Genomic DNA, 24316 nt, shown 5'->3' with positions numbered 1-24316 from the left:
CGGGCAGCTTCTTTGGGCGCGTCGAAAAGCCTTGCTTTTGAATGAGGTGGCAATCATTCACAATGGAGAGCTATTCGAAGAGCCGGAACGTTTGCATGGTATTTATAAAAAACAGCCCGATACGGATTTTTCCAACCGTGTTAAAGAGGCCAGGGGCCTCTTTGGTTTTGAGCAGCGTCAGTCCTTTCCCGTCAAGCCGCCTTTCGCCTGTGGCGGCGGTACCCTTGCTCCGCACTGTGTGATCACTGCCTTGGGCATCTTCCTGTAGGTTTCGACGTCGTTCGTGGAGAAATCGGCGAATACGGCGCCCCGCTGCTTGGCGGCAGGCAGAATCGGTGCATGGCGCTCGCAAGCGCTTCTCCATGGCCGGGGCCCGGTCGAGCGGGTGGATCGCCATCCCTTGTTTTTTCGGGCACAACGGGTGCGATGTGATCGACAGTAACTACCGTTGCCGGCCGGAGTGCGATTATCGATGTGGCTGGAGCAAATGAGGCGACCTAAGCTGGAAGCGCTCACTCCGCATTCCGGGCCGAAAATGGTGTGGGCACCGTCCGAATGGACTCTTTCTGGGGAGGTGGCTATGAAACACTGGTTGCTAGGCGGTTGCGCGGCCTTATTGGCTTGTTTGCCAACGTTGGCCGAAGAGAAGGTCGGCAAGAGCATTTTTGACGGACCCCCGGAGCAGCGGATCGATGCCTTGGCCGAGATTCAACCCGGCCTCGGGGTCGTCATGAACGAAATCGGCACGCGGTTTGCCAACCTCTACTGGGCGGCCAACGGCGGTAACTGGGGCTTGGCCGATTATCAGTTGAAGGAGTTGCTGGAAGCCCAGGAGGTGGGCGAGGCGACGCGGCCCGGGCGGGCGCCCATGTTGAAAGCGCTTGAAGAGAATTTTCTGGTACCGCTCCAGGCCGCCATCAACAAGAAGGACCTCAGTCAGTTCAATCCTCGCTTTGCCGAGGCCGAAAGGGGCTGTAATGCCTGCCATACCGCGTTGGGCTATGGATTCATCCACTATCACGTTCCCCGCAACCCGCCTTCGGGCTGGCTCGACTTCAAGCTGAAAACCTCGCCCGGTTATAAGGAAAAGACCGAGACCCAGTAAGCCGATAGTTCGCGAGTGCCTGCCGCCGGCGTCGCAACACGGCGTCGGGCAGCGTGCGTAGCGGCGAGGGTTCCGGGGAGGGGCCGCAGGTTCGCCCGCCGTGTCGCCGTCAGGCCGCCGCGGGCAGGGCCTCGGCCCCGCGCCGTTTCAGGGTTCCAGCACGTAGCGGCCGGGGGCGGCGTCCAGCGCGGGGAAGTCCGTCGTCGCCAGCGGCGGGGCGTCGACCAGTGCTCCGGCTTTCGGCTTGAGCCACGCCATCCAGTCTTCCCACCAGCTGCCCGGGTGCTCCTCGGCGCGCTGCTGCCAGTGCTCGGGGCGGTCGGAGCGGTGCGCGATGTCGGCCCAGTAGCGGCGTTTGGGCGGGGTGACCGGCGGGTTGACGATGCCGGCGATGTGCCCGGAACTCGACAGGATGAAGCGCTTCTCGCCGATGCCGTGGTTGATGATCTTGAAGGTCTGGTCCCACGGCGTGATGTGGTCGTCCTCGGCGGACACCACGTACAGCGGCTGGTCGATTGCGGCGAGGTCGAGCATCTCGCCGGCCACCGTCAGCGCGTTGGGCACGATCAGCCGGTTGTTGAGGTAGAGCTCGGTCAGGTACCAGGCGTGCATGGCCTTCGGCATGCGCGTGGTGTCCATGTTCCAGTACAGCACGTCGAAGGCGGGCAGCGTTTCGCCGTACAGCCAGCCATGCACCACGTAGTGCCAGATCAGGCTGTTGGTGCGCAACAGGCGGAAGGCCGCGGCCATGTCCTTGCCGTCGAGGAAGCCCTGCTGCTCCATCCGCGCGCACAGGTGGCGCACGCTGGCGTCGTCGATGAAGACCTCGATGTCGCCCGGTTTGTGGAAGTCGACCAGCGTGGTGAGCAAGGTGGCGTCGGCCACGGGCGTGGCGTCCGCGCCGTAGTGCCGGTTGGCCCAGGCCAGGTACATCGCCAGCGCGGTGCCGCCGATGCAGTAGCCGACGGCGTGGACCTTGGCGGCGCCGCTGAACTGGCGGGCCAGCTGCATGATGGTGTCGACGCCCTCGGTGAGGTAGTCGTCGAAGCGCACCTCGCTCATCGAGGCGTCCGGGTTCTTCCAACTGGTGATGAAAACGTCCAGCCCCTGATCGAGCAGGAAGCGGATCATGCTGTTTTTCGGGGTGAGGTCGAGCACGTAGAACTTGTTGATCCACGGCGTGACGATCACCACCGGCTCGGCGTGTACCTGCGGCTGGCGTGGGGCGTAGTGGATCACCTCGAGCAGGCGGTTGCGGTACACCACGGCACCGGGTGTGGTGGCGAGATTGACGCCGACCGCGAAATCCTCCGGGTTGGTCATGCGCACGCTGCCGGCGCGGGCATCGGCGAGGAAGTTCTGGAATCCCTGCACCAGGCTCTCGCCATGGCTCTCCAGCGCCTTGCGCAGCGCCACCGGGTTGCTCCACAGGTAGTTGGTGGGGGCGGCCGCATTCAGCCAGTTGCGCCACCAGAAGGCCGCGCGCCGGCGTTCCTTGTCCGCGAGGCCGGGGGTGTCGTAGAGCATGTCCTGGGTATGGTGGGTGTAGGCCAGATACCACTCCTTGACCAGATCCCACGCCGGCGAGTCGGACCAGATCGGGTCGGCGAAGCGGGCGTCGTCGGCCTTGGCCGGGATCGGATCGGCATCCGCCAGTCCAAGCTGGCGCTGCCAGCTGTGCCGCTGCAGCTGCCACAGGTCGGATGACAGCCGGGTCAGGCGCTCGGCCAGCTCTTGCGGGTGCAGCAGCCAGCTCAGCTGCGCCTGGATGATCGGGGTGGCCATGCCGAGCGGGTCGATGGTGCCGGCGGCCCCGTTTACCTGTGCTTCCGTCGCGTGCTGGGCCGGAGGCTCGTTGTCCGCTGGCATGGCTGGCCGGCGACCCTGTTTGGGCGATGCGCCTGCGGAAGAACGCGGTGTGGTCATGATCGTTACCCTTGGTCCAGGTCTGAGGTGCGATGTCGTGGCTGGGGCGCGAGGCTGCCCGTCCGCTCGCCACGCCGTTCTCCAGCGCCAGCGCCAGGAGAGAGCGGTGCGCGGAGGGGGGAGAGGATGCAATTAATTAAAGAACCTTAAACCATCTATTTCAATCTACGGCGGGTCGGCCCGCCTATCCCGCCACCGTCACCCCATCTGGTATGCCTGCTGCACCTGTCGCAACCGGGCCGTCAACATGCGACAGCTGTCGCAGCCTTCTTTCCCGATTTTTCTTGTTTTCCCGTTTGAGATCGGCGCCGGCAGTGCGTTCGGGATGCCGGGCGGGCTAGTTTATTACATCCAAGCCATTGATTTTTATATGAATAAATGGATTTTCGCGGCGCGGGCCGGACGTCGCGCTGGAGCTGGCACCGTTCTTGCCATTAAGGGATCAGGAGCTCGGTGTCCGTGACAGTCGCGCAGTGCGTCGACGAGAGGCTCCGGCAACACGTTCGCAAAGGAGGACGAGAGACATGGAAACGACATCAGACCGCCTGCTCTGGATGTACCGGACGATGGTGGAAATCCGCGAATACGAAGAGACCATGGCCAAGGTCTATCTGGAGGGCAAGCTGCCGCCCAAGATCCAGAAGGGGCTGGCCTTCGATATCGGCGCCGGGCCGGTGCCGGGCGAGATGCACCTGGCAGCCGGGCAGGAGCCGGTGGCGGTAGGGGTCTGCGCCCACTTGCGCGACGAGGACAGCGTGGTCGGCGCGCACCGTCCGCACCACTTCGCCATCGCCAAGGGGGTGCCGCTGAACGAGATGACCGCCGAGATGTTCGGCAAGGTCACCGGGCTCGGGCGCGGCAAGGGCGGGCACATGCACCTGTTCGATCCGGCGCACAAGTTCAGCTGCAGCGGCATCGTCGGTGCCGGTGCGCCGCAAGCCTGCGGCGCGGCGCTGGCGGCGAAGAAGCTCGGCAAGGACTGGGTAGCGATCGCCTTCTTCGGCGAGGGCGCGGCCAACCAGGGCTCCTTCCACGAGGCCTTGAACCTGGCGGCGCTGTGGAAGCTGCCGGTGGTGTTCGTGTGCGAGGACAACAAGTACGGCATCTCGGTGGAGAAGGGCGATTCCACCGCCATCGCCAGCAACGCCGACCGCGCCGCCGGCTACGGCATGCCGGGTGTGCTGGTGGACAAGAACGACGCGCTGGCGGTGTTCGAGGCGGCCGGCGTCTCCATCGACCGCGCCCGCCGTGGCGAGGGGCCGACGCTGATCGAGGTCAAGACCGACCGCTACTACGGCCACTTCCAGGGCGACCCGGAAACCTACCGTCCCAAGGGCGAGGTGAAGGCGCTGCGCGAACACGACCCGATCCCGGCGCTGGGTGCCGTGCTGCGCGAGCAGGGCTTGCTCGACGACGCGCGCGACGCCGAGCTGCGCGAGGCAATCAGGTCCAAGGTGCAGGCGGCGTTCGACTTCGCCCGCCACAGCCCCTATCCGGACGTGGCGGAAGCCCACCGGCACGTGTTCGTCGATTAAGTCAGCGCACAGCGAGGAGAGAGACTATGACTACGCAACAGAAAACCCGCACGCTGACCATGGCGCAGGCCATTTCCGAAGCCATCGGCCAGGAGATGGAGCGCGACGAGCGCGTGTTCGTGATGGGCGAGGATGTCGGCAAGTACGGCGGCATCTTCAGCGCCACCACCGGCCTCTACGAGCGTTTCGGCAAAGAACGCATCATGGACACGCCGATTTCCGAGACCGCCTTCATGGGCGCAGCGATCGGCGCCGCCGCCGAGGGCCTGCGCCCGATCGCCGAGCTGATGTTCGTCGACTTCTTCGGCGTCTGTTTCGACCAGATCTACAACCATCTCGCCAAGAACACCTACATGGCGGGTGGCAACATCAAGCTGCCGGCGGTGGTGATGACCGGCATCGGCGGCGGCTACAACGACGCCGCGCAGCACTCGCAGTGCCTCTACGCCAGCTTCGCCCACATGCCGGGGATGAAGGTGGTGGTGCCGTCCAACGCCTACGACGCCAAGGGCCTGATGATCCAGGCGATCCGCGACGACAACCCGGTGGTGTACTGCTACCACAAGGGCATCATGGGGCTGTCGTGGATGTCCTACTTCGAAGGCAGCACCAACGAAGTCCCCGAGGAAGCCTACGCCATCCCGTTCGGCAAGGCGCGCGTGGTGCGCGAGGGTTCGGACGTCACCATCGTCACCCTGAGCCAGATGGTGCAGAAGGCGGTGCTGGCGGCCGACACGTTGGCCGAAGAGGGCATCAGCGCCGAGATCATCGACTTGCGCACCATCGTCCCGCTCGACACCGAGACCGTGCTGGCCTCGGTCGCCAAGACTGGGCGCCTTTTGGTGGCGGACGAGGACTACCTGCACTTCGGCCTCTCCGGCGAGATTGCCGCGCTGGTGGCCGAGCATCTCGACACCATTCGCCTGAAGGCCCCGGTGCGCCGCCTCGCGGTCGACGCCGTGCCGATCCCGTTCAGCCGCCCGCTCGAACAGCACGTCATCCCACAGGTCGACGGCATCGTCGCCGCGGTCAAGGCGCAACTGGCTACCCCCATCGGACTGTGAAAGGAAGAAACATGATCGACATCATTCTGGACGACGCGGCCTGGGCCGACGTGGAAGAAGGCACCGAGGCGCTGGTGGACGAGTGGACGGTGGCGGTGGGCGACCGCGTCGCCGCCGGCCAGGTGCTGGGCACCGTCGAGCTGGTCAAGACCAGCCACGAGCTGATGGCGCCGGTGGACGCCACCGTGGCGGCGATCAAGGTGGCGGCGCAGGAGACCTTTCCGCGCGGCGCGGTGCTGATCGTGCTGGAGGACTAGGCCATGTCCACTGCTGTAGAGACAGCGCACGCGGAAGTGAAGCGCATCCCGCTCACCGGCCTGCGCGGCGCCATCGCCCGCAACATGAGCCAGGGCTGGCAGGCCCCGCGCGTGGCGATGTGGGCCGAGGTCGACGTTACCGCCTGCCAGCTCAAGCGTGCCCGGCTGATGACCGAGCATCCCGGCTTCAAGGTCACGCTCACCGCCTTCGTGCTGCGCGCCCTGGCGCTGACCTTGCGCGAGCACCCGCACCTCAACGCCCTGATGCGCGACAAGGAGGTGGAACTGGTCGACGACATCAACCTCGCGCTGGCGGTGAGCGTGCCGGGCGGGCTGATGGCGCCGGTGATCCGCCAGGCCGACAACCTGTCGGTGCTGGAACTGGCGGCCGAGTCACGCTGGCTGGCCGAGGGCGCGCGCAACGGCAGCCTCGGCGCCGGCGTGTTCCAGCGCGGCACCTTCACCGTCACCAACCTCGGCATGACCGACATCGACGGCTTCTCGCCGGTGATCAACCCGCCGCAGGTCGCCATCCTCGGCGTCAGCCGGGTGATCGACAAGCCGGTGGTGCGCCACGGCGGCATCGTCGCGGCGCCGCTGATGGGGCTGAGCCTGGTGTTCGACCACCGCGCCGTGGACGGCTACCCGGCGGCGCTGTTCCTGGGCGACCTCAAGCGCCGCCTGGAAAGCGCCGAGGAGCTCTAGCCATGGACGCGCCGCTCACGCTGGACATCGTCTCGGCCGAGGAGGAGCAGGCCTGGAACCGGCGCCACCTGGCGGAACCGGTGACGGCACCGGCCATCCGCTTCTGGGGCTACCGCGAGCCGGCGCTGGTGCTGGGCTGCTCGCAGCGCCGCGCCATCTCGGCGGAGACGGTGCGCGAGCGGGCCGGGCTCGATCTCGCCGCGCGCGATGCCGGTGGCGGTGCGGTGCTGGTCGGGCCGTGGATGCTGAGCGCCTCGATCCTGCTGCCGCTCGGCCACCGCTACGCGCAGCAGCCACCGGCGCTGAGCTACCACTGGCTGGGCGAGGCCTACCGCGCGGTGCTGGCAGAAGTCGGCATCGCCAGCGAGGTGCTGACCCCCGAGACGGCGCGCCGCTTGCAGCGCGAGGCCGACCCCGATATCGGCTGGGCCTGCTATGGCGGCTTCTCGCCCGGCGAGGTGGTAGTGGGGCGGCGCAAGCTGGTGGGGCTCGCCCAGGTGCGTCGTGCCAAGGGGGTGTTGTTCGTGGCCGGCCTGCTGTTTGGACGGACCGACTGGACCCTGCTGTGCCGCGCCTTCGGGCGCCCGCCCGGCGAGGCGCAGCGGCTGGCCGACGGCAACACCTGCTGCGTGGACGAGGCCGGAGAGACGTTGTCGCCGCTGGCTTTGCTGTGCTCTTTGCAGCAGAGGCTGTGGGCGAGCCTGGGGGATCCGTCCGGTCCGAATGAGCCATGGTGACCGGCTTGCCCGGCCCGACCTGAAATGTGAGTGCAAGGGTAGTGCGAGCAACAGCGGGCGTCGCCGACGCCTGCCAAATCATAAGGAGGGACAGCATGTCTTTGTTGAAAGATCCGGAGTTGAAACAGTCCAGACCGTCCACAGCCGGCCTTCCCGGCCTGCGCGGATTGCAGCATATCGGCATCACGGTGCCGAACCTGCAAGAGGCGGTGGATTTCTTCGTCGAGGTGCTCGGGTGCGAGCCGTACTTCACGTTTGGCCCGTTCAAATTCGACGACGACTGGATGACGCGGCACCTCAACGTTCACCCCCGTGCCGAAATCCGGGATTTCCAGATGGTTCGCTGCGGCAACGGCACCAATCTGGAAATCTTCGAATACGCCGCGCCGGACCAAAACACCAGGCTGCCCCGCAACAGCGATGTCGGTGGGCATCATCTGGCTTTTTATGTCGATGATATGGACCAGGCCGTGGCCTATCTCAAGTCACGCCATGTCACGGTACTGGATACACCCAGCACGTTTACGGACGGTCCCGCCGCCGGACTGACCTGGGTCTATTTTCTCGCCCCTTGGGGGTTGCAGCTGGAGTTGGTGAGTTTTCCGGCCGGTATGGGGTACGAGCGGGACCAGCCGCGCCTGCTGTGGGACCCCCGGTTCCCGGAAAGATGACCGCTCGTCCAGGCATCGGGTGATGGTGGAGTATTGGGCGCTCGTCGGGGCGCCTTTTTTTACTGCAGGCGGAAAAAGGAGCAGACCATGGGGTCGTTCAGCATCATGCATTGGGTCGTTGCCTTGCTGGTCATCGTGTTGCTATTCGGAACCAAAAAATTGCGCAATGTCGGTGAGGATTTGGGTGGGGCCGTACGGGGGTTTAAGAAGGGTATGGGGGAAGAAAACAAAGAGGGTGAAAAAGGCGGCAAATAAACCGCGGGTTGCTCTGGAAGATGAGGGCGATGGGCTCGTCCACGCACCGAGGTGGCCGTGGACGAGCATCAATCCGACGAGCAGGCCTACTTCGGTTGTGGGCTGACGATAATCTTCACGTTCTTGTCCTTATTGGCGACCAGTTCCTTGAAGCCTTTTTCGACAATATCCTCGAGATGAATCCTGCCGGTAATCAGCGGGGTGACATCGAAGCGGCCATCGCTGATCAGGTCGATGACATGGGCGAATTCGCCGGCGTAGGCGAGGGAGCCAATCACCTGTTTCTCGGTGGCGACCAGATCGAAGAAATTGAACTGGCTCGGCTCTTCGAAAATGCCGACCAGTATCGCTTTGCCGCCCTTGCGGATCACCTCGACCGCAAGCGGCCCGGTGGCCTTGTGCCCGATGCATTCGAAAGAAATATCGGCGCCGTAGCCGCCCGTCATTTCCTTGATGACGGCCACGGCGTCGCATTGCGAGGTATCGAGCACCTGTGTTGCGCCCACTTCCAGCGCCTTGCGCTTGCGGGCATCGGCCATTTCCAGGGTGATGATCTTGCTGGCGCCCGCCGCCCGGGCCGCCATGATGGTACACAAGCCGATGGTGCCGGCGCCGATCACCACCACCGTCTTGCCGACCAGCGAGCCGGCCTGCTTGACGGCGTGCACCCCCACGGCCAAAGGCTCGATCAACGCGCCGGCCTCCGGCGGGAAGTGCTCCGGCAAGGGATACAGCAGGTTGGCCGGCACGTTCACGTATTGGGCGAAGGCGCCATTGGTCATCAGTCCCGTAAACGCCAGGCTTTCGCATAAATTGTACTGGCCGTGCTGGCAATAATGGCATTGGCCGCAATGCTGGCAGGCGTCGGCCGCCACCCGTTGCCCTGTCCTGAAACCGCTGACCCCGCTGCCGAGTTCGGTAATCTCGCCACAAAATTCATGGCCAAGAATGCACTGGCCCTTATGTCCGGTCAGCGGATGCGGCATGTCGACCGGGATAAAAATCGGTCCAGCCAGGTATTCGTGCAGATCCGAACCACATATGCCGCACCATTCGACCCGGATCTGGACGTGACCAGGGCCGGGGGGGAGCGGAAGGGGAACATCGCTGACGCGGATATCGTTTTTACCGTGCCACACCGCTGCACGCATGGTGGGCATCGATTCAGGATGATTCATGGTTGTCTCCTCGATTTGGTTTGAACGGCCACTGCATGAAGGCAGGTTGGCCGAAGAGGCTTTATGCAATCCATATGCCAGATTCGAGCAGATATAAATTAGCACTCACTCGAGTCGGTTAATCCATTCAAAACCGGCATAGAGCGTGTGTCGGTCTATTGATTCGTTTTGTCTCCTGAGTCATTTCACCTGTTACACCTGTCGCATCGAGCTACCGAATAAGCAACAGGTGTCGCTTCCTATTCGACGTGCTTTGCCATGTCAACCTCGCTTCAAACTTCCTGTACCCCCAAATGATGGGGTTTCGCCGTGCAATCAATTGAAAATTCATCACGTTTTCGGCGTTGCTAAGGCGAATGTAAAAACTGGCACCGATTTTGCTGATTGAACCGGGCTTCAGGTTAATTCCGATAAGGCCAGGGTTATTCCCCGCCCCTATTGCCCGGCGCCCACCAAGCGCGCTTGAAGCGAGGAGGGCACCCCTAAAACGGATGGTGCCGTCACGACAGGCTGATTCAGCCTGATTTGGAGATTGGGAGAGACAAAGATGACAACATCGATTGACGAAACCGGCTTGAGCCGGCGCAGCTTCCTCAAGGGCAGCGGGCTGGCCGCGCTCGGCGTCACCCTGGTGCCGCTGTCGGCGCTGCTGGTCAGCCCGAATGCCATGGCGGCCAAGCCGTTCAAGACGCTCAGCCCGGCCACGGCCAAAACCCTGGAAAAGATGGCGCGGGATATCTTCCCCCACGACAAACTGGCCGACCCGTACTACCGCCAAGCCATCGCGCCGCTGGATGTCGAGGCCGGCAAAAATGCGGCTACCGCCAGCTTGCTGGCCGACGGTGTGAGCGCGCTGGATGCCTCCGCACGCCAGCGTTATGGACGCCCCTACACCGCGGTCGCCAAGGAAGAAGATCGCGTGGCGCTGCTCAAGGCCATCGAATCCGGCCCCTTCTTCCAGAAGGTGCGCGGCAACCTGGTGACCGGGCTCTACAACAACAAGGCGCTGTGGCCGCAGTTCGGCTACGAAGGCTCGTCCTGGGAGAAGGGCGGCTACCTGCATCGCGGTTTCGACGACATCGACTGGCTGTAAGCGGCCAACGAGCACAAGCCGGCGTTCACGGGCGACCGGCACGCTGAGGAGACACAAGCAATGGCAACGCAATTCCGTTTGGATGATGACGAAGTGGTGGTGATCGTCGGCTCCGGGGCCGGCGGCGGCACGCTGGCCAACGAACTGGCGCAAAAGGGCGTCAAGTGCGTGGTACTGGAGGCCGGCAAGCACTACCAGCCCGACGATTTCGAGAACGACGAGTGGGCGATGTTCAACAAGATTTCCTGGTTGGACAAGCGCATCTCGGCGGGTGGCTGGCATCACACCAAGACCTACCCCAATCTGCCCGCTTGGATCGTCAAGGGCGTGGGCGGCTCCACCATCCACTGGGCCGGCCTGGCGCTGCGCTTTTTGCCGCACGACTTTCGCAACAAGTCGACCTACGGCCACGTCGACGGCGCCAACCTGCTCGACTGGCCGATCGGCTACGACGACCTCGAACCCTACTACTTCCGCGCCGAGAAGAAGATGGGCGTGGCCGGCACGGCAGCCAGCGGCCTGCCGCTGTTGCCCGAGAACAACCACTACAAGGTGATCGCCGCCGGGGCGCGCAAGGTCGGCTACAAGCAGATCGTGCGGCCGATGGCGATCAACTCGCAGGCGTACGACGGCCGCCCCGGCTGCCAGCAGCTCGGCTTCTGCATGCAGGGCTGCAAGATGACCGCCAAGTGGTCGACGCTCTACACCGAAATCCCCAAGGCGCTCGACACCGGCCGCGTCGAGCTGCGCCCGCAGAGCATGGTGCTGAAGATCGAGCACGACAAGAGCGGCAAGGTCACGGGCGTGGTCTACGTCGACCCGCACGGCCACACGCAGCGCCAGGCGGCGCGCGTGGTATGCGTGGCCGGCAACTCGATCGAATCGCCGCGCCTCTTGCTCAACTCGGCCTCGTCACTGTTCCCGGACGGGCTCGCCAATTCCTCGGGTCAGGTTGGCCGAAACTACCTCACCCACACCACCGCCGCCGCCGTGGCCATCCACCAGAAACCGGTGCACATGTACCGCGGCACCGCGCTGGCGGCGGTGATCTCGGACGAGGCCGACCCCAACCCGGAGCGTGGCTTCTTCGGCGGCTATCACCTCGAAGGGCTGTCGCTCGGCCTGCCGTACACCGCCGCCTTCATGAAGCCCGGCGGCTGGGGGCGCGACGTCACCTCGGCGCTGGAGATGTACGACCACATGAGCTGCGTCTGGGTGTGCGGCGAAGACTTCGCGCAGGAGCAGAACGGCGTCACCCTGCACCCCACTGAGAAGGACCAGTACGGCCTGCCGGTGCCCATCGTCAGCAAGACCGACCACGCCAACGACGCCGCCATCCGTCGGCACGGCCTGGCGCAGTTCCGCAAGGTGTCCGAGGCGGTCGGCGCCACCCGCGTCATCGACATGCCGCCGTACCCGGCCAGCCACAACATGGGCACCAACCGCATGAGCGCCAAGGCGCGCGACGGCGTGGTCAATAAGTGGGGGCAGGCGCACGACATCAAGAACCTGTTCATCTCCGACGGCAGCCAGTTCACCTCCAGCTCGGCGGCCAACCCGACGCTCACCATCGTCGCGCTGGCAATCCGCCAGGCCGAGTACATCGCGGGCGCGATGCAGAGAAAGGAGCTCTGATCACTCCCACCACGTAGGACATCCTCCCCTTTGTCGTGGTGTTCGGGCGCCTGCTGGGGCGCCCTTTTTTTCTGGTGTCACGATACTGAGCCGGGGCGACATTCCGAGGGACTGCTCGGGGAGGGGCGAGGGTGGCTATACTGCAATGCGTGGCCGGCGCACGATGCGAGCGGTTGCGGCAAAGATAAAGAACCCCGGGGCGGCACAGCCCAGGCGCGTAGCGCACACGATGATGGGGTACCCATGGAGGAGAACAGATGGCGAACCTTTCCGAGCGCCAGCACATCGAGCGCGTGCTGGCGGTCGCCACGCACGACAGCGGGCTGAGCCAGGATTCGTCGGCGTACGACCTGATCAAGCGCTCCTGGTCGCGCTGCGTGCACGACTACGGCCTCGACCCGGCTGCCCGCCGCCACGCGCGCATCTTGACCGCGCACGAACTGCGCGACCATCGCGAGCAGGCCGAAGACTTCCTGCACGTCGCCCGCGCCGGCATGGAACAGCTCTACAAGCGCGTCTCGTCGCTGGGCTACGTGCTGCTGCTGACCGATGCCCAGGGCGTCACCATCGACTACATCGGCAACGACGCGCTGGAAACGGACCTGAAAAAAGCCGGGCTCTACCTCGGTGCGGACTGGAACGAAGAGCACGCCGGCACCTGCGCCGTCGGTACCTGCATCGTCGAGCAGGCGCCGCTGACCTGCCACCGCGAGGACCACTTCGACGCCACCCACATCACCCTGAGCTGCAACTCCGCGCCGCTGTTCCAGCCCGACGGCGAATTCATGGGCGTGCTCGACGTCTCCATGCTCGCTTCGCCGCAGGCGCGCGAGAGCCAGCACCTCGCCTTGCACCTGACCCTGCTCTATGCGCAACTGATCGAGGATGCCAACTTCCTGCGCCACTTCGCCAACCGCTGGATCCTGCGCCTGGGCACGGCGGCGGCGCTGGTCGACGTCTGCGGCGAACTGATGCTGGCCTTCGACGCCGACGGCGTCGTGGTGGGGGCCAACTCCGGTGCCCGTCAGCGGCTGGGCAGGATGCAGGCCAACGATGCCGGCGGCGGTCTGATCGGTCATCTCCTGACCGACATCTTCCGTTGCAGCATGGACGACATCCGCCAGCTCGCCCGCACGCCCGCCCTGGGCGACGCCGCGCTCCTGGCCACGTTCGACCACGACCTCTTCCACGCCTCGGTCATTCCGCCGCGCATTGCCCCGCGGCCGGCCGTCTCCGCCACGGCCCGCGAGAGCGTGCCGTTACCCGCCTGTCCCGCGCTCGACCGGCTGGCCGGCGATGACCGCCAAATGCAGCGCATCCTGGAACAGTCCAAGCGCCTGGTGAACAAGGGCGTCAATATCCTGATCCACGGCGAGACCGGCACTGGCAAGGAAGTGTTCGCCAAAGCCCTGCACGAATCGAGCGAGCGCGCGGCGCGCCCGTTCATCGCCGTCAACTGTGCCGCCATTCCCGATTCGCTGATCGAAAGCGAGCTGTTCGGCTACGCCCCCGGCACCTTTACCGGGGCGCGCAGCAAGGGCATGAAGGGCCTGATCCAGCAGTCCGACCGCGGCACGCTGTTCCTCGACGAAATCGGCGACATGCCGCTGCACCTGCAGACCCGGCTGTTGCGCGTGCTGTCCGAGCGCGAAGTGCTGCCGCTGGGGGCCGACAAGCCGGTGCGGGTGGAGCTGACCGTGATCGCCGCCTCGCACCGCGACCTGCGCAAGCTGATCGCCGGCGGGCAATTCCGTGAGGATCTCTATTACCGGCTGTGCGGCGCCACGCTGTTCCTGCCGCCGCTGCGCGAACGCCAGGACAAGCGCTACCTGATCGAACGCCTCTTCGCCGAGGAAGCGGCCCAGAGCGGGCAATCTCCCGTCCTCGCCGAAGCGGCGCTGGCCTGTCTGATGGACTACCCGTGGCCGGGCAACGTGCGGCAGCTGCGCAATGTGCTGCGCTTTGCGCTGGCGCTGTCGGACGGCGGCAGCGTCGAACTCGGCGACCTGCCGCACGAACTGATGGAGGGGCGGCCGCCGCTGGAGGAGACCTTGACCCCGCCGAAGGCGGAAAGGGAAGAGAGCCTCCCGGCGGCGCTGGACGAAGCCGGGCTGCTGCTGGCGGCGCTCAGGCGCAACAAGTGGAACGTCACCGCGGCGGCGGCCGAACTGGGCATCTGTCGCGCCACGGTGTACCGCCACATGAAGAAGTTCAGCATCGTCTCGCCGCTCGACCTGTGACCGGCCTTCAATGCGAGCAGGGCCCTACTGGAACGCCACTTCCGCAAAGCTGCGCAGCTTGCGGCTGTGCAACTGGTCGACGCCCTGTTCGCGCAGCAACTCCATCGCCCGAATGCCGATGCGCAGGTGCTGATCGACGCGTTCCCGGTAGAACTGATCGGCCATTCCCGGCAGCTTGATCTCGCCGTGCAGGGGTTTGTCGCTCACGCACAGCAAGGTGCCGTAGGGCACCCGGAAGCGGAAGCCGTTGCCGGCGATGGTGGCACTTTCCATGTCCAGCGCCACCGCGCGGCTCTGGCTGAAGCGGCGTTGCGGCGCATTCTCCGGCAGCAGCTCCCAGTTGCGGTTGTCGGTACTGGCCACCGTGCCGGTGCGCATGATGCGCTTGAGTTCGGACCCCTGAATCTGCGTGATGTCGGACACGGCGGCGGCCAGCGCCAGCTGGATTTCCGCCAGGGCGGGAATCGGCACCCACAGCGGCAGGTCCTGGTCGAGCACGTGATCGTCCCGCACGTAACCGTGCGCCAGTACGTAGTCGCCAAGCTGCTGCGTCTGGCGCAGGCCGGCGCAGTGGCCCAGCATGATCCAGGCGTGCGGGCGCAGCACGGCAATGTGGTCGGTGATGGTTTTGGCGTTGGCCGGGCCGACACCGATATTCACCATGGTGATGCCGCTGCGGTCGCCGCGCATCAGGTGATAGGCCGGCATCTGCGGCAGGCGCGCCGGTGCTTTCCCCAAGGCATCGCCGGCTTCGGCCGCCATCCCCACGCGGCGCGTGATCACGTTGCCGGGCTCGACGAAGGCGGTGTAGTCGCTGTCGGGGTCGGCCATGCATTCGTGGCCGAGGCGGATGAATTCGTCGATGTAGAACTGGTAGTTGGTGAACAGCACGAAGTTCTGGAAGTGCTCGGGCTGGGTGCCGGTGTAGTGCCGCAGGCGATGCAGCGAATAGTCGACGCGCGGCGCGGTGAACAGCGCCAGCGGCCGCGGCTCGCCGCCACGCGGTTCGTAGGTGCCGTTGGCGATGCCATCGTCCATCGCCGTGAGGTCGGGCAGATCGAACACGTCGCGCATCCGTTCACGGCGCTCCGCGCTCAGGCTGCCCTCGAGGTGATCGCTCTCCGCAAACGAGAAATGGATGGGGATCGGCTGCGAGCTGCTGCCGACTTCCAGCGCCACGCCATGGTTTTGCAGCAGCAAGGTGAACTGCTCGAGGTAATAGTCCTCGAACAGGTCCGGTCGCGTCAGCGTGGTCTCGAAGCGGCCCGGCCCGGCCACGAAGCCGTAACTGCGGCGTTTGCTCTCCAGCGGTTTCAGCCGCGACACGGTGCCGGTCTGGATACGGACGAAGGGGTAGCAGGCCCGTACATGGCCGGGCAAGTCTTCACCATCGACAAAGCGCTGCATCGTCTCGCGCAAGTGGGCGAGGCTGTTCTGGTAAATGTGGCGCACCTGGGCCAGCGCGGCGGCGGGGTCATCGAAACGGCTGGGTGGGATGAACGTAGGTAAATAAGGCATGACGCCAGTCTCCTGGAGACGTGTTCGGTGCAGTGCTGCTCCGTCCAGGGCGTCTGGCGGAGCGGGGACGGGAGCCAACGTGTTGCCGTCATGTGGCCTGTCAGCCCCCAAGCAGAGCGACGTTTTCGCTGGCGATTATTGGGCAAAGCCCTTCCTGCGACAACTGCCGACGGCGGCGCGATGAAGCCAGCGAGTCGAGTGCGCCTTGTCTTCAGCCGTGCCGGGCATGCGCCCGGTGTCGTCGCCCGGCATGGTAGAACCAGCGCTTGGCCGCCTCCGCGCCGCACAGGTAGACCAGGGTCAACACCGCGATCAGCAGCAACAGTTCCGCCGGCGGCGCGACGAAGCCCAGCAGATCGGCCAGCGAGGTGAACGGCAGCAGCACGGCGGCCCCCACCACCGCGAGCGCCGTGCCGGCCAGCCACGGGTTGGGCCGGCTGAGCCAGGGGGCGGCACGGGTGCGGATGATGAAGATCACCAGCACCTGAGTGGCGATCGACTCGATGAACCAGCCGGTGTGAAACAGCGCCTCCTGGGCATGGAAGACGCTGAGCAGCAGGTAGAAGGTGAGAAAGTCGAACAGCGAACTCACCGGCCCCAGCGTCAGCATGAAACGCAGGATGAAGCCGGCATCCCAGTCGTGCGGGTAGCGCAGATAGGCGGCGTCGACGTCGTCGAGCGGGATCGGGATTTCCGACGTGTCGTAGAGCAGGTTGTTGAGCAGGATCTGCACCGGCAGCATCGGCAGGAAGGGCAGGGCTAGCGACGCGCCGGCCATGCTGAACATGTTGCCGAAGTTCGAGCTGGTTCCCATCATGATGTACTTCATCACGTTGGCGAAGGTGCGGCGTCCCTCGATCACGCCGTCGTGCAGCACGCCGAGATCGTGCTCGAGCAGGATCATGTCGGCGGCGTCCTTGGCCACGTCGACCCCCGAGTCCACCGAGATGCCGACGTCGGCGTCGTGCAGCGACGGCGCGTCGTTGACACCGTCGCCAAGAAAGCCGACCACGTGCCCGCGGCGGCGCAGCGCGCGCAGGATACGGCTCTTCTGCGGCGGCGAGACGCGGCAGAACACGTCGGTGTGCTGGGCTTGCGCCGCCAGCGCGGGGTCGTCGAGCTGGTCGATCTGCGCGCCAGTCAGCAACGTCTTCACCGGCAGGCCGACCTGGGCGCAGACGTGACGCGTCACCCACTCGTTGTCGCCGGTTAGCACCTTGACGTGGACATGGCTGCGTCGCAGCTCCTCCAGCGCGGTCGCCGCGCTGGCTTTGGCCGGGTCGAGGAAGGCGGCAAAGCCGCACAGCACCAGCCGGGTCTCGTCGTCGACCACGGCGTGCCCATGGTCCGGCGGCACGGCGCGCCAGGCGATCGCCAGCACGCGGAAGCCGTCGCGGCTCAGCGCCTCGAATTGCGCCAGGGCGCGCTCGCGCGTGGCCTCGTCCATCGCCTGCAGCACGGGCGGCGCATCCGGTGCACCGGTTTCGACCTCGGCACACAGGCGCAGCATGTCCTCCGGCGCGCCCTTGACGATCAGCAGCCGTTCCCCGGCGCGTTCCACCAGCACCGAGACGCGCCGGCGTTCGAAACCGAACGGCACCTCGTCGATCTTGCTCCAGCCGCCGATGTCGATTTCCTCGTGCTGCAGGATGGCGTCGTCGAGCGGACTGCGCAGTCCGGACTCGAAAAAGCTGTTGAGGTACGCCAGCTGCAGCACGCGCGCGCTGTCGTGTCCCTGGAGGTCGACATGCTGTTCGAGGCGGATCGTTGCCTCGGTGAGGGTGCCCGTCTTGTCGGTGCACAGCACGTCCATGCTGCCCATATCCTGAATCGCCGCCAGCCGCTTCACCACCACCTTCTTGGCCGCCATGCGCAGGGCCCCGCGCGACAGGGTCACCGACACGATCATCGGCAAGAGTTCGGGGGTCAGCCCCACCGCCAGGGCGACCGCGAACATGAAGGTCTGATGCACCGGGCGGTGCGCCAGCGTGTGCACGAAGACGATGAACAGCACCAGGGCGAAGGTCATCTTGATGATGAGTTGGCCGAAGCGACGGGTGCCGAGCTCGAACGCGGTCGGTTCGGCCGGTGCCCGCAAGGTGTCGGCAATCCCGCCCAGAAAGGTGGCCGGCCCGGTATGGCAGATCAGCAGCGTGGCGCTGCCGCTCAGCACCGACGACCCCATGAACGCCGCGTTGACGGCATCGGCGATCTCGCGCGCCTCCGCCGTCAGCTCCACGGCATGCTTTTCGACCGGGTACGACTCGCCGGTGAGCATCGACTGACGCACGAAGAAGTCGCGCGCTTCGACGATGCGCCCGTCGGCCGGAACCAGGTCGCCCGCGGCCAGTTGCACCAGGTCACCCGGAACGAGCTGGGCTGCCGGCCGCGTCACGACGTGGCCGTCGCGCAGCACGCTGGCGCGCAAGGCCACCGATTCGCGCAAGCGCTCGGCCGCGTTGCCGGCCCGGTGCTCCTGCACGAAGTCCAGGGTCACGCTGCCGATCACGATCAGGCTGATGACGACAAAGCTGGTGACGTCGCCTAACTGGGCCGATACCGCGCTGGCGCTCAACAACAGCAGCACCAGGGGGTTGCGGAAGTGGGCCAGGTACTCCAGTACTGGGTGGCGCCGGCGCCGGGCGCGCAGCACGTTGTCGCCGTATCGCGCACGCAGCGCCAAGGCGGCTTCCTCCGACAGGCCGCGCTCGTCCGCGCCGAGTTCGGTCTTGAGTGCGGTCAGCGATCGGGTCCAGAACGGGACCGGCTGTGCGTCGAGCGGTTCGTGCAAGGCGAGTCCTCGGTCAGTGAGTTTGGGGCAGGGCATCCATTGCTCCAGCGCCGGAGAACCCGTGGATGGCGCGCCCAAGAGAGGGCCGCTTCGCTGCGACGGCGGTGGACGTCGATCAGGCGTTCGGAGCGGGCAGGGTGGCCCCTTCCTTGATACTAGCGCACGCAATGCTTCGTCCCCTGCCAAACCCTTGCGTCGGCCGGGGTCGCCATGCCGCATGGCGCGTTCCCTGATGATCGCCAGCTAATCAGGCGTCTGCGCCTGCCCGCCCCCCTTCGCTGGCAGGGGAATTGCCGTTGCCAGTCCGATTCGAATTCGTCTAATTTTCAAAAATAAACACAGCGCGTTTCGCTTCAGCAGCTCGGCATGATCGATCAACGGCAAAAAGAAGAATCAAAGGGGGGAGCTAACGGTGAATGCCGGTCATAAATTGCGCTTGAAGTGGCTTGGTATCGACACCTACCAGGAAGCCGTGATCTATATGCGGCGCGACTGCGAGGTATGCCGCTCGGAGGGCTTCGAGGCTCAGTCGCGCGTGCGCGTGGCGCGCAACGGCATCGAGATCGTCGCCACGCTCAATGTCATCGATTCCGACCTGCTCGCTCCGCATCAGGCCAGTCTGTCCTCGGCGGCCTGGCGTCAGCTGGACGGCCGTGAAGGGGATACCATCCGGGTCCGGCCTCTGCCGCCGCTGGAATCGCTGATTGCCTTGCGCAGCAAGATCTACGGCCATCGTCTGAACGATGAGCAGATGTATTGCATCATCGAGGACGTGGCGCGAGGGCGCTACCCCAACATCTATCTGGCCGCATTCGTCGCGGCCTGCGCCGGCGGCCGCCTGGATGCCGACGAGACCGTATCCTTGACGCGTGCCATGGTGAATGTGGGACAACGCCTGGATTGGGGCAGCGCCCCCGTCGTCGATAAACACTGTGTCGGCGGCTTGCCGGGCAATCGCACCACCCCCATCGTGGTGGCGATCGTGACCGCGGCCGGGCTGATCATGCCCAAGACCTCTTCCCGTGCCATCACGTCGCCGGCGGGCACGGCCGATACCATGGAAACCCTGGCACCCGTCGCCCTCGATCTGCCGGCCATCCGCCGTGTCGTCGGGAAAGAGGGCGGGTGCATCGTCTGGGGCGGCGCCGTCAACCTGAGCCCGGCCGACGATATCCTGATCCGTGTCGAACGCCCGATGGATCTCGACAGCGAAGGCCAGCTGGTTGCCTCCGTGCTGTCCAAGAAAGTGGCCGCCGGTTCCAGCCATGCGCTGATCGACATTCCCGTCGGCTACACCGCCAAGATACGCTCGCAGCACGCGGCGACCGTGTTGAAAACCCTGCTCGAATACGTGGCGGGGAACCTCGGATTGGCCATTCAGGTGGTGTTCACCGACGGCAGCCAGCCGGTCGGCCGGGGTGTGGGGCCGGCCCTGGAGGCCCGCGACATTCTGGCGGTATTGCGCAATGAAGCGGATGCGCCGGCCGATCTGCGCGAGCGCTCGCTGACGTTGGCGGGCACCCTGCTCGAGTTTTGCGGCACCGCCGCGATCGGCACCGGCGTGGCCCACGCCCGGCGCCTGCTCGATTCGGGGCAGGCGTGGGCGAAATTCGTCGCCATTGCCAATGCCCAGGGCGGCTTGCGCACGCCGCCCGTGGCTACCCACACTCACCCTGTCTGCGCCGTGAAGGGCGGCCGCGTCACCGCCATCGACAATCGCCTGGTCAGCCGCGCCGCCAAATTGGCCGGTGCCCCACGCGCGGCGTCAGCCGGTATCGACCTGCACGTGATGGTCGACAGCCACGTCGACATCGGCATGCCGCTGTTCACGGTGCACGCCGAGACACCGGGCGAGCTCGAGTATGCCCTCAGCTATCTGGACATGCACCCTCAGATCGTGGTGGTGGAGGAGCGATGAAGACCGTGCTGCTGCCTTTGCCCGGCAACGAGGCGATGGCTGCCGCCTTGCTGGCGCAGCCGGCGCTCGCCGGCCAGGCTGAACGTGGGGAGCTCATGGTGCGCTCCTTTCCCGATGGCGAAACCCACCTGCAGCTGTTGAGCGAGGTGGATGGTGCGCGGGTCGTCCTGGTCGCCACGCTGGACCGTCCCGACGGCAAGCTGCTGCCCCTGTTGTTCGCCGCGGCGCTGGTGCGCGACTACGGCGCGGCGGAGGTTGGTCTGCTGGCGCCTTACCTCGCCTATATGCGGCAGGACACCCGCTTCCATCCCGGAGAGGGTGTGACGGCGCGCTATTTCGCCGAGACCTTGTCGCCACGTCTTGACTGGCTGGTCACGGTCGACCCGCACCTGCACCGCATTGCCCGCCTGGAGCAGGTCTACCGCTGCGCCACGTGCGTGGTCCATGCCGCGCCGGCCATGGCCGAGTGGATCGCCGCCAACGTGCCCAAGCCGCTCCTGATCGGTCCGGACCAGGAAAGCCAGCAATGGGTTGCCGAGGTCGCGGCCTTGGCCCAGGCGCCTTATCTGGTTCTGAGCAAGACCCGGCATGGCGACCGGCAGGTGGAGGTTTCCCGCCCCGACATGACCCGCTTGTCCGGCCGCACGCCGGTTCTGGTCGACGACATCGTGTCCACCGCCCACACCATGGCTGAAACCTTGCAGCAGCTGCGGCAACTCGGGGCCAACCCGGCGGTGTGCGTCGCCGTGCATGCCATCTTCACCGAGGGAGCTGTCGAGCTGCTGAACGGTGCCGGGGCAGCACAGGTGGTCAGTTGCAATACGGTGGTCCATTCCAGCAACGCCATCGCGCTCGAGCGTTGGTTGGCCGAAGCGATCCAGAACATGGGCACGCGGTGAGGCGACTGGTCAGCCCTCTTAATCTTGAGGGCTATGGCGTACTGCGTTGATGCCCCGCCATGGCCCTTTCCATCCGTCGATCAGGCACCAGCCACAGCAAGGCGACGCCGACGAAAAAAATCATCCCGCCACAGGGGTAATCCAGCCCGGCGGTCACGATGCCTAGCAGGTAGAGCACGGGCGACGCCTTGCCCTTCAGGTCCCGTCCGATCGCTCGTGCGAGCAGGCTGTCCGGCCCGTGATGGCGGATCAGGGACGTCTGCAGCAGGTTATAGGCCACCGCGCACAGCAGCAGATTCAGGCCATAGAGCATGGTCGGCCAGCGGCCAAAATGATTCTCGCCCATCCAGCCCGTGGTAAAAGGCAGCAAGGACAGCCAGAACAGCAGGTGGAGGTTCGACCACAAGATGGCACCGTTGACGCTTTTGCTGGCGTGCATCATGTGATGGTGGTTGTTCCAGTAGATGCCGACGTAGATGAAGCTCAGCACGTAGCTGATGGCGACCGGCCACAAGGGCAGCAGGGCGGAGAGCGATTCGCCATGCGGCACTTTGAGTTCCAGCACCATGATGGTGATGATGATCGCCAGTACGCCGTCGCTGAACGCTTCAAGCCGATTTTTTTCCATGGCACCCGCTAACAGGAAGAAGGACGAGGGACGGAGCCGTCACCATGGTGCGGTTCCGTGCTTGAGCATACCCCGAGCCGCGCTGGCTTCTCCAGTTGCTTTGTGTTGGTATGCGTATCGGATCGGAGGGCGCGCCTCTCCATGTCCTTTCTCTTTCTGACCGATTGACGGCTCTCGTGGCGTCAGCTCTCTCGATGACGCAATTTGGCCAGTGCAGTACCGGTAAGGACAAGAGAGCGAGCCCCGCATACCTTACAACGGTAACCGTGCAACATTGCCCTGCCCCCACGGGGCAGGATGCACTGTCCGGACAAACAGCGGTTGTCCGGACAGTCGCGTGGTTTGCCTTTTCGTTGGCTGGCTACAAGGAATGAGAAAAGCCGGCTACATTTCCCTGCATATAAAAATGACTGCCAATACAGGCAGCAAAAGTTTGCGCCTGCGTATCGCGGGCCAAACCATGAAATGCAGCACCAAAGGAGAAAGTGTGAGTTTGCAAGAAGAAGTACTGCCTTTTCCCACAGCAGGCGGTGCCCGGACGCACGTTGCCGGGCAAACCCAGGACCTGCATCGTAACCTCACCTGGAAGGATGCGTTCTGGGTGACCAGCGGCGTGCCCGCCGGTGTACTGTTCACCATCGGTGGCGTGTCTGCCACCATTGGCCAGCCGGCATGGATCATCTGGATTCTGGCCATCCTGGTCGGGTTCGCCCAGTGCTTTACCTATGCCGAAATCTCCGGGCTCTACCCCCACAAGTCGGGCGGGGCGTCGGTGTACGGCGCACTCGGCTGGGTCCGCTACAGCAAGTTCGTGGCCCCGGTATCGGTGTGGTGCAACTGGATCGCCTGGTCGCCGATGCTGGCGCTCGGCACCAGTCTGGCTGCCGGCTACATGCTGAGCAACCTGTTCCCGGCCGATGCCGCCATCAACACCTGGCAGGTCACGCTGCTGGATTTGGGCTTCATCAGCAAGGATCTGACGCTGCGGATCAACTCCACCTTCGTTCTGGCGGTGATCTTCCTGCTGATCACGTTCAAGCTGCAGCACAGCGGCGCCTCCGCCGCGGCCCGAACCCAGCGCATTCTCGGCATCGCCTCGCTGACGCCGCTGGTGGTGATTGCGCTGGTTCCCCTGTTTACCGGTGACATGCCGTCGACGAATTTCCTGCCGCTGCTGCCGCTGATGCATGACGCCACCGGCGCCTCGGTGATGGGAAGCTGGAACTCCGCCGGCATCAGTACCGCGATGGGTGCCATGTTCCTGGCCTGCTGGTCGACCTTCGGCTTCGAGACTGCCGTGTGCTACACCCGGGAGTTCAAGAACCCGCAGCAGGACACTTTCAAGGCGATCGTCTCGTCGGGGCTCTTGTGCCTGTTCATGTTCATCGCGGTGCCGATCGCCTTCCAGGGTGAACTGGGTCTCTCCGGCATGCTCGCCCCGGCCATCGTCGACGGCTCGGGCGTCGGCGCCGCGATGGCCAGGTTTGTCGGTGGCGGGGTGGTGGTGTTCAACGCCATCGTGGTGATGCTGGTGTTGTCGATCCTGCTGATCGTGATGACGTCAATGATGGGATCGTCGCGCACGCTGTACCAGGCCTCGGTCGACGGCTGGCTGCCGAAATACCTGTCGCACGTCAACGAGCACGGTGCCCCGACCCGGGCGATGTGGACCGACCTGGTGTTCAACCTGTTCCTGCTGTTGATGTCGAACTACATGGCCGTGCTGTCGATTTCCAACGTCTGCTACATGATCTTCGTCTTCCTCAACCTGCAGTCCGGCTGGATTCACCGCCTCGACCGTGCCGACTGGCCGCGTCCGTACAAGTGCGCCAACTGGCTGCTGGCGCTTGGCGTGCTGTGCGGTTATCTCGACCTGGTGTTCGTCGGCGCCGGTGCCAACTTCCAGGGTGAGAACACGCTGCGCAACGGGCTGATTGCCACTTTCCTGATCGTGCCGGTGTTCATCTACCGTCATTACTGGCAAGACAAGGGGCAGTTTCCGGCATCCATGCGCAAGGACATGGAGTTGCCGCATGCCCGCGCCGGCGTCCTGCCGTACCTTGCGCTCCTGCTGGCGGTTGCCGTGATCTGGATTTCGGCCAAGCTGACGGTCATTGGCTAGCCGGGGGTGGCGGTAGAGGGTGGGGGCAGCGTCTTCCTT

The 24316-nt window shown here is 65.0% G+C and carries 21 protein-coding genes; 16 read left to right on the top strand and 5 right to left on the bottom strand.

Annotated elements, in window-relative coordinates; genetic code table 11:
* Positions 1 to 46 precede the first annotated feature (46 nt).
* Both FURADRAFT_RS20430 and FURADRAFT_RS04520 read left to right on the top strand, forming a co-directional pair.
* Positions 47 to 268 carry a hypothetical protein gene (locus FURADRAFT_RS20430; RefSeq protein ID WP_160165307.1) on the top strand — a complete coding sequence of 74 codons (222 nt, stop codon included), beginning with the start codon at positions 47 to 49 and terminating at the stop codon, positions 266 to 268.
* 312 nt (positions 269 to 580) lie between these two features.
* On the top strand, positions 581 to 1105 hold the full coding sequence (locus FURADRAFT_RS04520) for a hypothetical protein (protein ID WP_008952935.1): 525 nt from the start codon (positions 581 to 583) through the stop codon (positions 1103 to 1105).
* A gap of 147 nt (positions 1106 to 1252) precedes the next feature.
* On the opposite strand, the gene FURADRAFT_RS04515 is transcribed toward FURADRAFT_RS04520, so the two are convergent.
* Positions 1253 to 2974, bottom strand: coding sequence for a PHA/PHB synthase family protein (locus FURADRAFT_RS04515; protein WP_008952934.1), 1722 nt, complete (start codon positions 2972 to 2974; stop codon positions 1253 to 1255).
* 304 nt (positions 2975 to 3278) lie between these two features.
* Between FURADRAFT_RS04515 and FURADRAFT_RS20685 the strand changes: the two genes are divergently transcribed.
* From FURADRAFT_RS20685 to tatA, 8 genes are all read left to right on the top strand, one after another.
* Positions 3279 to 3494, top strand: coding sequence for a hypothetical protein (locus tag FURADRAFT_RS20685; RefSeq protein ID WP_160165306.1), 216 nt, complete (start codon positions 3279 to 3281; stop codon positions 3492 to 3494).
* Positions 3495 to 3555: 61 nt separating this feature from the next.
* A complete protein-coding gene (locus tag FURADRAFT_RS04510; RefSeq protein ID WP_008952933.1) occupies positions 3556 to 4566 on the top strand; it encodes a thiamine pyrophosphate-dependent dehydrogenase E1 component subunit alpha in 1011 nt (336 codons plus the stop codon).
* Positions 4567 to 4592: 26 nt separating this feature from the next.
* Entirely contained in the window at positions 4593 to 5630 is a 1038-nt protein-coding gene (locus FURADRAFT_RS04505; protein WP_008952932.1) for an alpha-ketoacid dehydrogenase subunit beta, read from the top strand.
* A gap of 11 nt (positions 5631 to 5641) precedes the next feature.
* Positions 5642 to 5887, top strand: a complete 246-nt coding sequence (locus tag FURADRAFT_RS04500) for a lipoyl domain-containing protein (RefSeq protein ID WP_008952931.1) — start codon at positions 5642 to 5644, stop codon at positions 5885 to 5887.
* 3 nt (positions 5888 to 5890) lie between these two features.
* Complete coding sequence (locus FURADRAFT_RS04495) at positions 5891 to 6592, top strand: dihydrolipoamide acetyltransferase family protein (RefSeq protein ID WP_008952930.1); 702 nt, start codon at positions 5891 to 5893, stop codon at positions 6590 to 6592.
* Positions 6593 to 6594: 2 nt separating this feature from the next.
* Entirely contained in the window at positions 6595 to 7329 is a 735-nt protein-coding gene (locus tag FURADRAFT_RS04490) for a lipoate--protein ligase family protein (protein WP_008952929.1), read from the top strand.
* 95 nt (positions 7330 to 7424) lie between these two features.
* Positions 7425 to 8000 (top strand): VOC family protein, encoded by a 576-nt coding sequence (locus tag FURADRAFT_RS04485; RefSeq protein ID WP_008952928.1) that lies wholly within the window; start codon positions 7425 to 7427, stop codon positions 7998 to 8000.
* Between the two features lie 87 nt (positions 8001 to 8087).
* The gene (gene tatA, locus FURADRAFT_RS04480) at positions 8088 to 8255 is read left to right on the top strand and encodes a Sec-independent protein translocase subunit TatA (RefSeq protein ID WP_008952927.1); all 168 of its coding nucleotides are present in this window, start codon (positions 8088 to 8090) and stop codon (positions 8253 to 8255) included.
* 86 nt (positions 8256 to 8341) lie between these two features.
* Here tatA and FURADRAFT_RS04475 read toward each other — a convergent pair whose 3' ends face one another.
* Complete coding sequence (locus FURADRAFT_RS04475; protein ID WP_236261535.1) at positions 8342 to 9538, bottom strand: 2,3-butanediol dehydrogenase; 1197 nt, start codon at positions 9536 to 9538, stop codon at positions 8342 to 8344.
* A gap of 442 nt (positions 9539 to 9980) precedes the next feature.
* Between FURADRAFT_RS04475 and FURADRAFT_RS04470 the strand changes: the two genes are divergently transcribed.
* From FURADRAFT_RS04470 to FURADRAFT_RS04460, 3 genes are all read left to right on the top strand, one after another.
* Positions 9981 to 10526, top strand: a complete 546-nt coding sequence (locus FURADRAFT_RS04470) for a gluconate 2-dehydrogenase subunit 3 family protein (protein ID WP_008952925.1) — start codon at positions 9981 to 9983, stop codon at positions 10524 to 10526.
* Positions 10527 to 10586: 60 nt separating this feature from the next.
* The gene (locus FURADRAFT_RS04465) at positions 10587 to 12161 is read left to right on the top strand and encodes a GMC family oxidoreductase (protein ID WP_008952924.1); all 1575 of its coding nucleotides are present in this window, start codon (positions 10587 to 10589) and stop codon (positions 12159 to 12161) included.
* Positions 12162 to 12418: 257 nt separating this feature from the next.
* Positions 12419 to 14401 (top strand): sigma-54-dependent Fis family transcriptional regulator, encoded by a 1983-nt coding sequence (locus FURADRAFT_RS04460; RefSeq protein WP_008952923.1) that lies wholly within the window; start codon positions 12419 to 12421, stop codon positions 14399 to 14401.
* Between the two features lie 24 nt (positions 14402 to 14425).
* Here FURADRAFT_RS04460 and FURADRAFT_RS04455 read toward each other — a convergent pair whose 3' ends face one another.
* Together FURADRAFT_RS04455 and mgtA are read right to left on the bottom strand one after the other, a co-directional pair.
* Positions 14426 to 15919 (bottom strand): AMP nucleosidase, encoded by a 1494-nt coding sequence (locus FURADRAFT_RS04455; RefSeq protein WP_008952922.1) that lies wholly within the window; start codon positions 15917 to 15919, stop codon positions 14426 to 14428.
* Between the two features lie 211 nt (positions 15920 to 16130).
* Positions 16131 to 18746, bottom strand: coding sequence for a magnesium-translocating P-type ATPase (mgtA, locus tag FURADRAFT_RS04450; protein WP_008952921.1), 2616 nt, complete (start codon positions 18744 to 18746; stop codon positions 16131 to 16133).
* Between the two features lie 400 nt (positions 18747 to 19146).
* On the opposite strand from mgtA, the gene FURADRAFT_RS04445 reads away from it, so the two are divergent.
* Both FURADRAFT_RS04445 and FURADRAFT_RS04440 read left to right on the top strand, forming a co-directional pair.
* Complete coding sequence (locus FURADRAFT_RS04445) at positions 19147 to 20628, top strand: thymidine phosphorylase family protein (protein WP_236261534.1); 1482 nt, start codon at positions 19147 to 19149, stop codon at positions 20626 to 20628.
* Positions 20625 to 21527 (top strand): ribose-phosphate diphosphokinase, encoded by a 903-nt coding sequence (locus tag FURADRAFT_RS04440; protein ID WP_008952919.1) that lies wholly within the window; start codon positions 20625 to 20627, stop codon positions 21525 to 21527. The genes FURADRAFT_RS04445 and FURADRAFT_RS04440 overlap by 4 nt, the downstream gene beginning before the upstream one ends.
* 31 nt (positions 21528 to 21558) lie before the next feature.
* Here the strand turns inward: FURADRAFT_RS04440 and FURADRAFT_RS04435 are convergent, their stop codons facing one another.
* Entirely contained in the window at positions 21559 to 22155 is a 597-nt protein-coding gene (locus FURADRAFT_RS04435) for a TMEM175 family protein (RefSeq protein WP_008952918.1), read from the bottom strand.
* Between the two features lie 487 nt (positions 22156 to 22642).
* Here FURADRAFT_RS04435 and FURADRAFT_RS04430 point away from each other — a divergent pair, with 487 nt between their 5' ends.
* Complete coding sequence (locus FURADRAFT_RS04430; RefSeq protein WP_236261533.1) at positions 22643 to 24277, top strand: APC family permease; 1635 nt, start codon at positions 22643 to 22645, stop codon at positions 24275 to 24277.
* Positions 24278 to 24316 lie beyond the last annotated feature (39 nt).

It is taken from the genome of Pseudogulbenkiania ferrooxidans 2002 (assembly GCF_000174355.1).
GTDB lineage: Bacteria > Pseudomonadota > Gammaproteobacteria > Burkholderiales > Chromobacteriaceae > Pseudogulbenkiania > Pseudogulbenkiania ferrooxidans.
The sequence above is the reverse complement of the archived record's forward strand: the minus strand, read 5'-3'. Positions and strand labels throughout refer to the sequence as shown.